Annotated in this window: 11 protein-coding genes and 1 pseudogene; 6 read left to right on the forward strand and 6 right to left on the reverse strand. The window is 67.0% G+C overall.

Annotated elements, in window-relative coordinates; all coding sequences use genetic code 11:
- Positions 1–349: 349 nt before the first annotated feature.
- The gene (locus ABTZ59_RS07875) at positions 350–901 is read right to left on the reverse strand and encodes a PaeR7I family type II restriction endonuclease (RefSeq protein WP_351392413.1); all 552 of its coding nucleotides are present in this window, start codon (positions 899–901) and stop codon (positions 350–352) included.
- 376 nt (positions 902–1277) lie between these two features.
- Between ABTZ59_RS07875 and ABTZ59_RS07880 the strand changes: the two genes are divergently transcribed.
- Positions 1278–2660 carry a protein kinase domain-containing protein gene (locus ABTZ59_RS07880; RefSeq protein ID WP_351392416.1) on the forward strand — a complete coding sequence of 461 codons (1383 nt, stop codon included), beginning with the start codon at positions 1278–1280 and terminating at the stop codon, positions 2658–2660.
- A gap of 245 nt (positions 2661–2905) precedes the next feature.
- On the opposite strand, the gene ABTZ59_RS07885 is transcribed toward ABTZ59_RS07880, so the two are convergent.
- The 5 genes and pseudogenes from ABTZ59_RS07885 to ABTZ59_RS07905 form a co-directional block, all read right to left on the reverse strand.
- Positions 2906–3091 (reverse strand): hypothetical protein, encoded by a 186-nt coding sequence (locus ABTZ59_RS07885; protein WP_133243340.1) that lies wholly within the window; start codon positions 3089–3091, stop codon positions 2906–2908.
- Between the two features lie 89 nt (positions 3092–3180).
- A complete protein-coding gene (locus ABTZ59_RS07890; RefSeq protein ID WP_030350013.1) occupies positions 3181–3801 on the reverse strand; it encodes a KpnI family restriction enzyme N-terminal domain-containing protein in 621 nt (206 codons plus the stop codon).
- 745 nt (positions 3802–4546) lie between these two features.
- A pseudogene (locus ABTZ59_RS07895) lies at positions 4547–5764 on the reverse strand (tyrosine-type recombinase/integrase); the annotation flags it as partial.
- Between the two features lie 11 nt (positions 5765–5775).
- Positions 5776–6075, reverse strand: coding sequence for a helix-turn-helix domain-containing protein (locus ABTZ59_RS07900; RefSeq protein WP_351392423.1), 300 nt, complete (start codon positions 6073–6075; stop codon positions 5776–5778).
- Between the two features lie 143 nt (positions 6076–6218).
- Positions 6219–6785: a helix-turn-helix domain-containing protein gene (locus ABTZ59_RS07905; RefSeq protein ID WP_351392427.1), complete on the reverse strand. Its 567-nt coding sequence runs from the start codon at positions 6783–6785 to the stop codon at positions 6219–6221.
- 270 nt (positions 6786–7055) lie between these two features.
- Between ABTZ59_RS07905 and ABTZ59_RS07910 the strand changes: the two genes are divergently transcribed.
- The 5 genes from ABTZ59_RS07910 to ABTZ59_RS07930 all read left to right on the forward strand — a co-directional run bounded on the left by ABTZ59_RS07910 (position 7056) and on the right by ABTZ59_RS07930 (position 14153).
- Positions 7056–8591: a DnaB-like helicase N-terminal domain-containing protein gene (locus ABTZ59_RS07910; RefSeq protein WP_351392431.1), complete on the forward strand. Its 1536-nt coding sequence runs from the start codon at positions 7056–7058 to the stop codon at positions 8589–8591.
- 260 nt (positions 8592–8851) lie between these two features.
- Positions 8852–10228 (forward strand): hypothetical protein, encoded by a 1377-nt coding sequence (locus ABTZ59_RS07915; protein ID WP_351392434.1) that lies wholly within the window; start codon positions 8852–8854, stop codon positions 10226–10228.
- Between the two features lie 87 nt (positions 10229–10315).
- Entirely contained in the window at positions 10316–10966 is a 651-nt protein-coding gene (locus ABTZ59_RS07920; RefSeq protein ID WP_351392437.1) for a plasmid mobilization protein, read from the forward strand.
- On the forward strand, positions 10963–12657 hold the full coding sequence (locus tag ABTZ59_RS07925; protein ID WP_351392440.1) for a relaxase/mobilization nuclease domain-containing protein: 1695 nt from the start codon (positions 10963–10965) through the stop codon (positions 12655–12657). The genes ABTZ59_RS07920 and ABTZ59_RS07925 overlap by 4 nt, the downstream gene beginning before the upstream one ends.
- Before the next feature lie 194 nt (positions 12658–12851).
- Positions 12852–14153 carry a GNAT family N-acetyltransferase gene (locus ABTZ59_RS07930; protein ID WP_351392443.1) on the forward strand — a complete coding sequence of 434 codons (1302 nt, stop codon included), beginning with the start codon at positions 12852–12854 and terminating at the stop codon, positions 14151–14153.
- The last annotated feature ends 473 nt before the right edge of the window (positions 14154–14626 follow it).

Genomic DNA, 14626 nt, shown 5'->3' on the forward strand with positions numbered 1-14626 from the left:
CAGACCTTCACAGCCCCGCCCGTCCGACCATCAACTCTGTCAACTCGTCGCCTATTAATATATCGGCCAGTTCACCCTTCGACTCTAAGATGGCGAGGTCTGCGGCATCTGACTCATCGAGGTAATACTCGGCCGTTACCCAGAAGCCTCTTTCTTCCAGGAACTCGCCAGGAAGAAAGGGACCTTCGACTATTAGCGTTCGCCGAGCATTGCCTTAACGTGCTTGACGCGACCCTCGATGGCAGCCCGCAAAGCGTAGCCGGTCGCGGTCTGCAGAGGTTCCTTGTACGTCACAGTTCCGTCCTCGGCCTTCTGCGTGGTCACGAACCACCCAAGGTCATAGACATTCTTACCGACGAAACTGACTGATCATCTCCTGATAGCGCTGAGTGTATGACATCCCCTCGAATGCCGGGTCAGTCTTGAAAAGTGCGTGTGCCTCACGATTCTGCTTCTCAGTCTCTTCTGTCTCCTCAAGAACGAAGACGTAGCCAAGCCAAGGCCGCACAGCACCAAAGGGTTTGTTCATATCCTGAGCCACCGACAAATCAGTGGCGCTGCCAAGCGCTTCCTCGAATCGATTGTTGAAGTTCTTCCCTACGCTCCCGACTTGGGACTTGAACTCGAAGGCAGCAATAAGGACCTCCTTGTAAATCACCACGAGGTCCCAGGACTTGCGAACGCGATAGTACCCCGGAAGGTACGGCCTCCCGGTCCGAACATCACTTTCCGAGAGATCGCAAGCGATGAAGATATCCCGCACGGCATTCTCGAACCCCGCAATGTGGCCGTTGGCACGGGCTTCTCCCCCAGCCTTTCCGTCGTCTGCCTGCTTCCCTCTCTGCTCAGCCCGCTTGTCCCAGAAGTCCTGGGCAGCCTGCTGGATTACCTCGTGCTTCATGTCACCACTCCTTATCGTTCGGCTTGTCTCGAGGGCTTCCGTTCAGGAACCCCAGCTGACCCAGTGTGAGGGGTGGCACTGACAGTCGACGCGGAGGCTACGTCGATGCACCGCCACCTCAAGGGCAGACAAGGGGAGTTGTGCACGGGAGCTGGCCGAATCCCGGTCGTCAGCGCTGCCGGTCCGAGTGCAGGTTCCGGGCAGTGGGAAGCCTAGTGAGACTGAGGTCAGCGGATGGGCGCACAGGCGGGTGGAGCGATGGTCAACGTTGCGTCTGGCTCCGCACAGATCGGAACCGGACGATCACGCACCCCTAACCCGACGACTCTGTAGGTAGGCTCCTCCGGGGCAGGAAGCACTCGGCAAGGGGGAGCAGATGGCAGGGGCGTTGACAGCTGCGGTGCGGAACTACTGGGTTGATTCCGACACCTGGATCCGTATAAATCAACGCATGGAGCCCATCGTCAGCGCCACTATCGATGCACTCGTTGAACGCGGCGTCGACCGCTCTTGGATTCAGACGGGTAATGCGGCTTCTCTGCCAGCATCCTTCGGCTTGAGGGATACTCGGTGGGATATTGTCATCACCAAGGATGACGTTCCGTTGGGAGCAATCGAGTTCACCGCACAGTCTGGGTCGTCCGCCGCAAAGAACTTGAACAACCGGATCCACGAGGCGACCTCACGGGCCCTGGCGGTACGAAGCTCTGACCACAACGGCGGGCTGCAGCCACAGCTCGGACTGTTCATCATGTTGGAGCAGGGAGGAAGTACCTCTGTCCAGCCAAGGCTTGAAGCGGCACTGAATCAATTCCTCGACGACGAGCTCTATGACGAGATTGCCTACACCTGCTACTCCGACGTGGGACTGCGTGAACCATCGGAAGGCATGTCGGTGCAGCGGTTCGTCGACCGGTTCAGCCGTCGGCTGCTCGCACGAGCTGTAGGTCCACTAGAAGAGATCACGCCGAACCTGGAGCGGTACCGAGAAGTGATCGAGGCCGCACGGGGCGAGAAGAAGGACTATTCTCTGGAACGCGTGCCAAAGCGGGGCGGGCAAGCAGAAGTACTCCGGGGGGTGCACAAAGCGTCAGGCATCGAGATTGCTTTCAAGCGGAGACTATCTCAGTGGACGAAGGCAGGTGCCCGGATGGGGCGCGAGATCGAGATCGCCCGCATCCTGAGTGCGCACCCAAACGTCATGCCAGTCCTCGACTTTGAGGCAAAGCACCACTGGTTCATCATGCCTCTGGCCGATGCAACTGCTGAAGAACAGTTTCTCCACTTGAAGGAGCCGAAGCATCTCCGCAGGATGATCAAGGCGGTTGCATCCGCCCTCGCAGAAGCTCACCGCCACGGTTGGCGTCACCGCGACGTCAAGCCACAGAACATTCTGCTGCTGCACGGGCGTTGGACTTTGGCTGACTGGGGCGTCGTCCGCCGGCCACGCGGCCAAACGACTTTTGCTGGTCGTACCGGCTCCCATATCGGCACTCCTGGCTTCGCCCCGCCTGAGCTTTCCGCCGGGCCGCATGACCTCTCTGTACCGGCGACAGACATCTACAGCCTCGGCCGAGTAGCCGCCTGGGCTCTCACTGGGGAGTGGCCGCAAGCGAATATCCCTCTCCTGCCAGCAGAGGAGCCGTGGCGGACCATCGTCAAGGAAGCAACGCAACAGAAGATCGAGAGACGCCCGCAGAGCATTGACGAGTTCGTGGCCCTCATCGACCGCGAGCACGACAAGGCAGGACGATGCTGATACTGGGCTTTTGGTCCTCCACCGGCACGATCTGCAGCAGGGGCGACTGCGCAGTCCTGCGCAGTCGCCCCCTCCAGAGCCCTTTCCTACGTCATTCGCCGTGCCTTCCCGGGTTCCCTGCCCGGTCCATAGCCTGTACATGTGCCTTGGCAACCGCGGCAGCAACGGCTTCTTGACCTTTGTCGTGGACTTGGGCCTCAACCTGATCAGTCGAGGCCCAAGGGGTCACGAGCCTTCGGGGGTGGTCAGCGGCGCCACCTGTCCCAGAGCCACCCGATCGCCGTGACCGTCAGGAGGCCCAGCGCCCTCTGGGTCTCGTTGCCGACGCCAGCGCTGTAGCCCGCCGCATAGCCGACGGCCACAGCGGCCACGAACACCTCGAACCTGGGCGGACGCTCGCTTCCAACCACGGGGACACGCATACTGGACACGGTTCTTCTCCTCATCAGATGGGTTGGACCATCCGCCGGACCCCGGAGATCTGTGGAAGGTGACACGGGATCCGGCGGAAGCATTTCGTCTACTTCTCGTCGCTGCCGTCCTCCGGCACGGGCGACTCCTCGTACAGCTCGGAACTGACCAGTTCGCCGAGTTTCGCTGCCAGTTCCTGGCGTTTCTCCTCGGACAGGCCCCGATAGGCGCGCCAAGCGAGTTCGACGGGGGAGCTAGGTCTGCGCCCCATGGCGATCCAGGCCAGGAGGAGCGATCGTTCAGACAACGACAGATTCTGCAGCCGCTCCCAAACCTGTTCCGGGTCTTGCGCGCGCCGCACCTCGTACAGAGGCTCTCGGATGCGGAATGACTCAGGCCCCGCCGCACGAATCGGCACCAGCTCGGAGGACCGCTCCTGCCGACGGGGCGCCCGGCGCACGCCCGGCTCCCATACAGGATCGCCGGCCCGCACGAAGCGGGTCTCATGAGGCGCCAACAGTACGTCGTCGCGGTTGGTCGCGATGACCCAGCCGTGACTCCGCAGGTCCCGCACTCGACGGTCGACCTGCGCGACGCCAGGAAACGCCGCCTGCAACTGATCCCTGGTGTAGACGTTCCCCTCGCCGACCTCGGCAACGAGCCACAGGGCGGCCCGAACCATGGTCCCCATCTTCACGTTGGTCCAGTCGGGCAACCGAGATTCCGCCATGCAGTCGCACCTCCCTCAGTCGTCGTGCCACCAATGAAACCACATTCGGCGCAGTTCGGCGAGAACCGGCGAGATTTTCGGCAGAAATCGGCGAAGGGCTGCGAGGCAGACAAACCCATGCGGGCCCCGACCGAATCGGTCGGGGCCCGCATGGGCACATCAGGCAGATCCCGGCGGGCCGCCACCCCTACCACTCGTTAGCGTCGCCATACTTTCCGGGGTTCTTCGCACGATCCATTGCCTGTGCACACGCCTCGGCCATGGCGGCAGCGACGGCGTCCTTATTCGTGCCACGGACCTGGGCTTCGACCTCGCAGCCGGGGCGACGGGTGGTGTGCCAGCGGACTGGGAGATCCGTGTAGAGCTCCGTCTCGAACTCCCAGGCCAGCACAGCCCATTGCTCGTAACGGCCGATGTTGAGCCGCTCGCCGTCAGGCAGAAACGCAGCGTGGCCATGGTGGACGATCCTGCGGTCGGGCATGCCCTCGCGGATGGCTCGTATACCACCAGGTCCCTTGTGTTCCCATTTATCCCGACCCCATTCTTCGACGTCCGCCGAGTGGTCGGGGTGGTCCTCCTCCCATTGGGAGATCAGGGCCTCCGCGTGCGCGCGGTCCAGGAAAGGAATGAGGCGTTCGCCGAGGCGGGCTACGTACACCCCCGACTCCACCGGCGCGAGGCTCTGGCTGGGGTCAGGTACAGGACCTCCAGGTGTCGGTGGGTGCTGGTGCGGTGTCGGTGACGAACCCCAGATCAGGGCGCCGACCTTCGCGGCTGTCTGCTGGAGGACGGGGCCGGTGAGGTGCTGGTAACGGCTGCGCATCCGGGCGGACTTGCCGGGCTCCCAGCCCATGATGCGGTCGACGACCGTATCGGGGACGCCGAGGATCAGCAGGACGGTGGCGGCGGTGTGGCGGGCGTCGTGGAGGCGAGCGTCGCGGACCTTCGCCGCCTTCAGAAGGTCCTTCCACTTGTGGTAGTCGGTGTTGGGGTTGAGCGGCTCGCCGGCCGGTGACGTAAACACGTACCCCTTCTCCACCCACAGGTCTCGGGCAAGGGCCCGCTCGCGGTCCTGCTGTTCCTTGTGCAGGCGCAGCAGCCTCAGCAGTTCCTCGGGCACACCGATGGGGCGCTTGCCCGCGCGCGTCTTGGTGTCCTTCGTCTCGCGGCGGATGCTGATCCGCTGCGGGCAATAGCCAGGCTTGCGACCGCACTTGTCGTCACAGCCGTGCTGGTAGCGGGGCCGAAGACGACCCCGGCGTACGAGGATCACGCCCGCCTCGAAGTCGACGTCCGCCCATTTGAGGCCGAGGACTTCGCCCTGGCGCAGGCCGAGTGCGAGGGCGATGACCCAGCGGGCAGTGTTGCGGTGTTTGTCCGCTTCGAGGAGGAGGCGCTGGACCTCCTCCAGGGAGTACGGCTCCACCTCTTCCTCTTCCATCTTGGGCGCCTTGGCGATGGAAGCCGGGTTGGTGGTGAGGTGACGGCGGCGCTTGGCCTCGTTGAGCGCGGTGCGCACGGTGCGGTGCGCCTGGTGGGCGGTGCCGGCGGAACTGCCGTCCGCCTGCATCTTCTTGTAGAAGCGCTCCAGGTGCTCGGGCTCCAGCTTCTCCAGGCGGTGGGCGCCCAGGCCGGGTATGAGGTGGTGGTAGACCGCGACGCGGTAGCCATCGATGGTGTTCTCGGACACGCTCGGCGCGGCGATGTTCTCCACCCAGTGAGTCAGCCACGTCTCGACCGTCCAGGTCTGGCCGGCCTTGCGGACACCCGTGGAGTCGCGCTGCTTCTCCAGGTCTCGTACGACCTTGGTGACTTCGGCGCGCGTCCTACGGCTGGCGTGGCGGCGGTCCGGGCTGCCGTCGTCCTTGACGCCGACGGTGACGCGGCCATGCCAGCGACCATCCTTGCCGAGGTAGATGGTCGAAGCGCCGTTGGGCTGACGGGAGTTCTTGGGGTTGGTCATGTGCGCCCCCCTCAAGCCGCAGTGCCGAAGCCTTCAGGGCCGAGGCGGCGTTGGAGGAATTCGTTCACCGCCTCGACCGGCACACGACGCAGGCGGCCGACCTTCGCGGAGGGGATTTCGCCGGAGGAGATGTACTTGTACAGCGTGGTACGGCCGACGCCCATGCGGCGGGCGGCCTCGGCGACCGTGAGGCCGACGAGGGTGACGTCGCCCTGCTCGCCGCGCGCGGCTATGAGCGCGCGGAGGGAGTCCTCGGGGACGTCGAGGAGCTGGGCGAGCTGGGCAAGGGGCAGGGAAGTGCTCTGGGGCAAGGAGGCTCCTTGACCGGCGGGCGAAGGCGGCAACCCAGGCAGCGATGCCGGTCGATCGTTGGGTATGGCGGTTGTGGGACTGCGGGGGTTCACAGGGGGAGGTCGTCGGCGTTCGCAGCGGCGACGTGACCGTGGCGGAGCGGCTACTGGGCCGGTGGCTGCTCGGTCTCGTCGGCCGGAGACATCCGGTCGGGGCCGAGCCAGCTCCGGAGTTTGCTGCGCGAGCCGCGGTGGTGGCGGAATTCGCCGTCGGAGGCGACCTCAAGCTCGTGCATGAGCATGACCTTGGCCATGTCCGCCTGGTCGGGGTGGGCCTTCGCGTAGTCGTCGAGTTCGGCCATGATCCGGTCCTGGGCCCTGCCCAGGACGCGCCACTCTTTCCACTTCTCGACGTACTCGCCGACGAGCCGTCTCACCTGCGGATTCATCAGGCCGCCGGGAGGGCTGGTCAGCTCGTCGAGGGGCAGGTCGAAGACCTTGCAGAAGCCGAGTGCCTCGTCGAGGTTGACCCTGCGGCGCGGCTTGCCGCTCTCGATGCGCCAGATTGCGGACTGGTTGATCGGGTGGCCGGCCTTGGTCATCTCTTCGGCGAGTTTCGCCGTGCTCCAGTCGCGGACCTGGCGCTCCGTCCGGATGCGATCGGCCACGTGGTTCTCGGGCTCCGGCCGATCGGTTCCGGCGCGGGCCGCGCCGTCCTCTTCGCCGCTCATCGTTCCCACCTCCTCTCGCTCAGGGCCTGGCGGTACGGCCGTGGCTTATGACGAATAGCTAACACTAACCCGATCTGCATTGCAAGTCATTCCCATTTGAATCGTTGCTGGTAGTGTTGTGGCTGTCCTCGGACGGGGGTGGACATGAAGAAGCCCCCGGCGCTGCGAAGCACCGGGGGCGAAGCAGAAACCCCACAACCGCCATACCTAACGATTCGACCGGCCTGGCCGGGGTTGCCGCCCCATATGGCCTGCCGGGTGAGGAGTTCTATGTCCCAGGGTACGACCCTGCCGCCCCAGATGCCATCCCGCTACGACGAAGGCCCCACGCCGTCGCCCCTGGGCGGGGCGGAGCCTCCGCAGAACGTGGACGCCGAGCGCGCGGTCCTCGGCGCCTGCATGTACAGCAGCGCCGCCATCGACGCGGCCCGGCCCGTCCTGGGCGACGACGCCTTCTACCGGCCCGCGCACGAGACGATCTGGCGCGCGCTGCTCACCCAGCAGCGCGAGGACAAGCCGACCGACCCGATCGCCCTCACCGAGCTCCTCGAGGAGCAGGGCGATCTGCAGCGTGTCGGTGGTCGCCCCTACGTGTCCCAGCTCGCCGACGTGCTCTACGGCACCGGCAATGCGGCGTACCACGCGGAGATCGTCCGCAAGAAGGCCGACCTTCGCCGCCTGCGCACCTCCGCAGTGCGCACCCTCCAGCGCGCGCAGGAACCGGGTGCCGACCCCGAGGCGATACGCAGCGAGGTCGAAATGGAAGTACGCGCCGAACGCGAGCGCGCCCTCGCCTCGGGCCAGGGGCGCCTGAATCGCTTCGCCAGGGACGGGTGGTCCTTCGTCAAGGAGACCGGCGCGGATGCCGAGCCCCTGTGGGGAACCCGCGAGAAGACGGTCTGGGCCTCCGGCGAGAGCCTGATGATCGTCGGCGCCCCGGGCGTCGGCAAGACCACCCTGGCCCACCAGGTGATCTTCGCCCGCCTCGGCCTCCAGGAGACCGTCCTGGAGATGCCGGTCGCCCCCAGCAGGCGGGTGCTCTACCTGGCCATGGACCGGCCCAAGCAGATCGCCAGGGCCATGGACCGCCGGGTCTTCGCCTCGGACGAGAAGATCCTGCGCGAGCGGCTCGTGGTCTGGGAGGGTCCGCTGCCCGCCACCCTCGACAAGGAGCCCGACCTCCTCGCCGATCTCGCCGCCGCGCACCAGGCCGACACCATCGTGATCGACAGCCTCAAGGACGCCGTCAGCACGATGGTCGACGACAGCGCCGCGGTCACCTTCCACAACGCCCGCATGCGCGCCCTGCGCAACGGCGTGGAGATCATGGAACTGCACCACCAGCGCAAGGCCGCCGCCGACGCTCCGCGCCGCCAGCGCCCCAGCCTGGACCAGGTCTACGGCTCCACCTGGATCACCGCAGGCGCGGGCAGCGTCCTGTTCGTCACCGGGAAGGCCGGCGATCCCGCCGTCACCCTGCACCACCTCAAGACCCCCACCGGGGAGGTCGGCCCGCTGGACGTCACCCACGACCACAAGCGCGGCACCACCACCCTCGACCCCACCAAGGACCCCGCCGTCCTGCTGCGCACCGCCCCGAACGGGATGAGTACCCGCGAGCTGGCGACCGTCCTGATCGGCGGAGGCGAGCCCGAACGCGCCGACCTGGAGAAGGCACGGCGCCGCCTGGAGAACCTCGTGGCCACCGGTCTGGCGACCAAGGCCGACGGCATCGCCGGAGGAGCCGGAGGCGGCCAGCAGGCGCGTTACTACGCCTCCGCCCGCCACCTCACCGCCGTCGGCTGAACCCCCCGACCGGTCCCCGCGAAGCGATCACGGAACCGTACACGGGGCCCTCACGCGTGCACACCGCCGTGAACCGCCCACAGGGCACGCTCACCGCAAAACCGCAGGTCAAGCGATCACGCGAGCGTCCACGCCGTACACGCACCCAGGCGATCACGCGCGGGCCCCCCTTTAGAAGGGGGCCCGCGTGTACGCCCCCTCCGTGAACGCCCCTCACTCCCACCCCACAAGCCCCACTTCCCCACCCTGGAGACCTCTGTATGCCCCCTATCGGCTTCGCGCCCCTGGCTGCTCAAAACGGCGGCATTCCGCTTCTGCCGGACTGGGCTACCTCCCCCGCTCTGACAGCGGTGCTGCTCATCCTGCTCGCCCTGTCCGTCGCATGGATGATCCGCCAGCAGCGCCACCGAGCACCCGGCCACAGCCGGAGGCGCGCGACCGTCGCCGTGCGAGTCGCGGCCGTGACCGCGGTCGGCTGCACCGCCTACAGCGCGGACACCAACTGGCGGTTCGCCGCCGACTACCTCGACATGGCCAGCACCACCGAGCGCGCCTTCATGTTCGCCATCGCCGAGCTGGCCCTATTCTCCACCGCCCTGATGGCCCGCCAGAACCTCAATGGGCCCAGGCGGGCGCCGGGCCTGCCCGGCGTCCTGGTCTGGGTGATCACCGCAGGACAGCTCATCCCCGCCTACGCCGTTTTCGGGCCCGTCGGCGGCACCGTGCGCGCCCTGATCGGGCCGTTCATGGCCGCGATGCTGTGGCACCTGGCCATGGGCATCGAACTGCGCCACCGCACCCCCGACGCCGCCTCCCGCAGCCTGGCCGCCATCCTCATCCGCCAGGCACGCGAACGCCTGCTGGCCCGGCTCGGCATCGCAGACCAGGACGCGGATGCCGCCCGGCTCATAAGCGAGCGGGCACTCAGCCAAGCCGTCACCCTGATCCTGCGCGCCGAGGCGATGACCGACGAACAACGCGGCAAGTGGCGGGGACGACGGCTGGCCGAACGCCTGCACCAGGCGCTGGAGCGGGCCGAGGTCGATGGTGACCCGCTCCAGGACGCGCTGCTGCTCCGCAAGCTCGCCACCCGCCAGCAAGCCCTCGGCCTTGCCTCCATCCCCCTGCCACCCCGCTGGCACACCCCCACCTCCTACCCCGCCCGCGACGTGGAGCATGGCCGTTCTCGCGCCGGTGCACCGAAGCGGGCAGAGGTCCTGGGCCACGCGCACTCGCCGGACGCGGACAACGAAGGCGCTGACCGGGCAGCCCGCCCTCATCCCGCCCGCCCGGAACCCGAGGATCGTCCCGGTCCGAGTTCCAGTGACCGCCCGGAACAGCCTGGCCACGCGGTCACCGACGCCGAGCGAGATCCGGGCAAGGACACGGATGCCAATCCGGGCAAGACCGCAAAGGCGAAGACGAAGCGGTCAGGCCGCAAGCCGGATGTGTCCGACGAAGCCCTGACCTCCTACGCGCGCCAGATCCTGCGGAAGACCGGCAGCCTCACCCGCGACCAACTCAAGGCCCGAGTCCACGCCGACGAACTCAGCGTCGCCACCGACCGCGCCGCAGACATCGTCCGCGCCATTAAGGCCGAGCTGAAGGACACCGCCCGCGCCGACCACCCCCACTGATCCGCACTCACGCCGTACGGCTCTCCTCGCCCAGTGCGCAGAGAGCCGGCACCCCCTTCACCACCACGAACGGAGACCCACTTCCTCATGCACGACCAGCACCATGAACTCCCCACGACTCAGGAGCAGATGACCGCCACTCCTGCCACCACCGCGTCAGCAAGCAATGGCGATGGACCGTCCACAGGCCGGTCCATCGCGGACTCCTCCGCCCCGGGGGTAGCGGAGGAGCTGCTCCGGCGCGAGGGCGCGCCGGAGCAGGGACAGGCGGGTGCCACCGGACAGCCGCCTGTCCTCGCCGTTGGGGCCAAGCAGCGTGCGCCGCACCGTCGCGCGAACCTTGATGCGCAGCGCTCCGAGCACGTCACCGCGCGCTTCGCTCCTCCCGAGAAGCACGCTATCCAGTCGGCGGCGAAGGCCGCGCACGTGACGATGGCCCGTTACATCGCGGATGCCACCATGGCCCGCGTCCGAGGTGAGATCACGGTCGCCGCCGGGCGCACGGTCTACGACGATGCGGTCGACGAGCTTGCCGCTGTGCGGGCTCAGATTGCCCGGATCGGCAACAACGTCAACCAGATCGCCCGCCGCCTCAACGCGGACGGTGATCCACACTCTGTGGACGCCGCGATCCTCCACCGGGCAGACCGTCTGCTCGCCACTGCCCACAAGACGGTCCGGACGATCGACGATGCCTCCTTCCGGGCAGCCGGGCAGAAGGCGGGCGGTCCGGCGTGATCGCGAACATCGTCAAGCCGGGCAACAACACCTACGGCGTGCTCGCCTACCTCTTCGACAAGGGCCGCGCCAACGAACACACCGATCAGCACAACGTCGCCTCCTGGGACGACTTCATCCCCGACCCCGGCCCATGGGACAGCCCCGGCCACAAGCGGCGACTCGGCCAGCTCACCCAGGCCCTGGATCTGCGGGTCGAGCAGGCCGGCGACAAGGCGCCTAAGGGGCACGTGTGGCACTGCTCGCTCCGCGCCGCACCCGAGGACCGCGTTCTCACCGACGCCGAGTGGACCAGCATCGCCCGGCGCGTCCTGCACGCGACCGGCATCGCCGCCGAGGGCGATCCGGACGGATGCCGCTGGGTCGCCGTACGTCACGCCCAGGACCACATCCACATCGTCGCCACCAAAGTGCGCGGTGATCTACGCCCGCCGAGGAACTGGAACGACTACCACCGCGCCATGAACGAACTCACAGCGGTCGAAAAGGACTTCGGCCTCACGCGAGTTCCGCGCGGTCCTGAAGCTGCTGCCGGCACGTCGGCGGTGAAGCGCTCCACCCGGGCCGAGAAGGAGAAGGCCAAGCGACTGGGCAACGGCAAGACCGCGCGTGAACGTCTGCGGCACACCGTGCGTACCGCACTCTCCCACTCGAAGGACCTGGACGAGTTCTTCAACCTGCTCGCCGACGCCGGCCTTCAGGTCGAGACCCGCAAGCTGCCCTCCGGTGACCTCCAGGGCTACAAGGTCGCCCTGCCCGACGACGGCCCGCCCATCTGGTTCTCCGGCTCCAACCTCGCCACCGACCTGTCCCTGCCCCAGATCCGACAGCGCCTCGCCGCCTCCGAGGACCAGCCTGCCGCAACGCCATCAGGCAGCCAGCGTCGTCCCAACCCGTGGCACGTGGCCACCGCTGCCGCAGAACGTATCCCTCGCCACCTCGCTCACGCCGACGACGGTGCCGTCCAGGCCCATCTGGCCGTCTTCGGCGAAGTCCTCTACGCGCTACCCGCCCACGCTCCTGCCCCGCTCCAGGCAGAACTCCACCGGGCGGCTGTCGCCTTCGAGCAAGCCGCCCACACCCGCGCCCGCGCCGACCATCAACACGCCCGCGCACTGCGCGGCGCCCTGAAGGCCATGCGCTACCAGCCCACGGACCACACCGGCCTGGCCATGCTCTTGGACACCGCCATCCTCGTCGTCCTCGCAGTCCAGCACCGCAGAACACTGCACCACCACGACCGACAGGTCGCCGCCGCCCGCCAGACACTCACCCACCTGCAAGCCGCCTACAACCAGGCAGCCCCTACCAGCCTCGCTGCACTCGCCCGCCACCAGCCCCTGCACAGCGCCGTGCACCGGTACGCCGCCGCCCTGCACGGGGTCCTACCTCGCCATGTCGAGCAGATCCTTACCGAGGACGCCTGGCCCGCCCTCACCGCCGCCGAAGCCGTCGGCCACAACCCCGCCACCGTCCTCCAGCAAGCAGCCCAGCACCGCCCGTTGAACGACGCCAAGTCAGTATCCGAAGTACTCGTCTGGCGCATCCAGCGCCTCGGCCAACGCCACGCGCCCGGCAACGAAGCGCGGACCCGCGCCACCCGCCTCCTCCACGCCCGACCCACCCCCCAGGCCCCGGCGAACACCACCATCCCCGCGCCGCAGACACCGCGCCCGCACCGGTCGCGGTAGGCACCCGCCCCACCAAGCCGCAGACCCTCGGTGTCGGATGCCGAGGGCCCGCCGCTCACATCAGCCGGCGGGACAGAATCCTCCGCACAGAGCAGCAAGTGAAAGATCCGCAATAGCCGACGGATCACGCTGTCCGCCCGGCACTCTGTATGGCGTCCCACGGCCGATCCTCATAGACCCCAGGAGCGGAGCACATGACCGAGCAAACGGTCTACCTCGACCCCGGCCCATACGACTGGCGCTCCCGGAAGATCCATATCCGGCCCCACCGTTGGTACGCGACAGTCCGGCTAGACCGTGACGGGTACGCCGACGTCAGACGGCGGCAGGGACTCGACTTCGAACTGCCCTCCGCGTACGCAGAAGCCGTCAACGAAGCCAACAGTGCAGCCATCGACCGTATCCGGTACGAAGGCAACTCGGACACCTTCGTGTGGAGCGACGGCCCGGAATGGGTCACCTTGTTCGTGCCCTTCCGACACGTTGAGGCCACGGTCGAGGCGCTGCGTGCCGCCGAGCTCAACCACGATTACGGCATGCTCCGAGCCCTCGCTGAACGGCTGGCCCTGCCCATCGATGACTGGCTGGCCCCCGGCGAGCGGGAGTTGATCCGCGGCGTCGACTTCGACCCGCCACCTGGCGTGTTCCTGAGATTCCTGCGAGGTAAGGCCAAGCGGTACGGAGTGCGTCTGAACGGCCGGGCAACCGCTGGCAGCGTATGGGTCCGCCCGACACTGTCACCCGTCGAGAAGCTGCTACGGGAGAACCTCCCCGAGCGGTATCCCGGTTGGGTCGACCGCTGGTCCAGCCACGTCGAGCCGGACGGTGCCTCCGTCCGGCCTTGGGTGGGTGGCCAAGATCAGGGCCTCAGTTACGGGGCGACCCGCGTCGAGTTCCGCGATGTAGCGATACCAGGCCACGGCGCGTGCCCCTGTGGGATGAGCCTGCGAGACCTGGAGGACGGCGGTAACGAGCACACCGCCCACCACACGTCGTGGACATTCGGCGTCCGGGCACCCAAGAACCTGGAGTGGTACAGCGAACTGGCGGTCGTGACGACGCAGTCACCCATCGCGTGGCGCAGGCTTGCCAACAAGGTGGCGCGGATGCCGCAGAAGGAAGAACACTACGACTTCAACTCGTGGACGCACCTTGGCGAGCCCGAAGCGACCGCGGATAACGTGCGGGCCTACCTGTTAAAGGCGAATGGGTACGTCATCGGCTACCTAGTTGCTCACGACACCAGTGAGCATCGCAGCTGGGACTTGATCGACGGTTCGCCGGACGGCGACCGGGACGACACGCTGCGCCCGCGAATCATCCTGATCTGGGTCGCGGACCTCTACCGCCGCCAAGGCATCGGCGCCACGCTCGTTCAAGCACTCGCCGACGACTTCGGCTGCCAGATCACCGACGTGTCCTGGTCGACCCCCGTCAGCAATGCGGGCCAACGCCTCGCAGCCCGGATCTCACCCCTGGGCATCTGGATCAGCTGACAACGAACCCTTGCAATGAGCGCAGACGACGGGCAGCGCACTGAGCTGAAGGGGCCGACCACTCCATGACTGAGCCCGTGCTCCGTGACGAGCCACTTCTCCTGTTGTCGGCGGCGCTTGGATCGATTCAAACGCCGCCGACAGTGTTTCGCAGCCCGATCGATCGGCGTCGGCCTTTCCGTTCAAGGTGACTTACGAGCGGGCCACTTATCGCTCGCCACCGGGGCTGTCCGCGTCGCGGGGGTCTCCAGGGTTGTGAAACCCTGGGAACTACTTGCAGGCCGACGCGAGCCACCCGTGGCGCGGCAGACCACCTTCCCTGAACCGCTCTCCACACACGAACAATGAGCGAACGGGCAGCAGCCGAGTGAGGTGGTGACCAGGCAGAACTCGCTGATCAATGGTTGTAGTTCTGGTTGTATTCACCGGCGTACCGCACCGTTCAGAAGCCCCACCCGCCCCGGTTCCGCCTC

Origin of the sequence: Streptomyces sp. NPDC094034 (assembly GCF_040303865.1) — a bacterium.
In the GTDB taxonomy this organism is placed as follows: domain Bacteria; phylum Actinomycetota; class Actinomycetes; order Streptomycetales; family Streptomycetaceae; genus Streptomyces.

What these genes read in the sequence shown, in the direction of transcription:
- ABTZ59_RS07875 (WP_351392413.1), bottom strand. Translation starts at nt 901, where the DNA reads ATGAAGCACGAGGTAATCCAGCAGGCTGCCCAGGACTTCTGGGACAAG.
- ABTZ59_RS07880 (WP_351392416.1), top strand. Translation starts at nt 1,278, where the DNA reads ATGGCAGGGGCGTTGACAGCTGCGGTGCGGAACTACTGGGTTGATTCC.
- ABTZ59_RS07890 (WP_030350013.1), bottom strand. Translation starts at nt 3,801, where the DNA reads ATGGCGGAATCTCGGTTGCCCGACTGGACCAACGTGAAGATGGGGACC.
- ABTZ59_RS07905 (WP_351392427.1), bottom strand. Translation starts at nt 6,785, where the DNA reads ATGAGCGGCGAAGAGGACGGCGCGGCCCGCGCCGGAACCGATCGGCCG.
- ABTZ59_RS07910 (WP_351392431.1), top strand. Translation starts at nt 7,056, where the DNA reads ATGTCCCAGGGTACGACCCTGCCGCCCCAGATGCCATCCCGCTACGAC.
- ABTZ59_RS07915 (WP_351392434.1), top strand. Translation starts at nt 8,852, where the DNA reads ATGCCCCCTATCGGCTTCGCGCCCCTGGCTGCTCAAAACGGCGGCATT.
- ABTZ59_RS07920 (WP_351392437.1), top strand. Translation starts at nt 10,316, where the DNA reads ATGCACGACCAGCACCATGAACTCCCCACGACTCAGGAGCAGATGACC.
- ABTZ59_RS07930 (WP_351392443.1), top strand. Translation starts at nt 12,852, where the DNA reads ATGACCGAGCAAACGGTCTACCTCGACCCCGGCCCATACGACTGGCGC.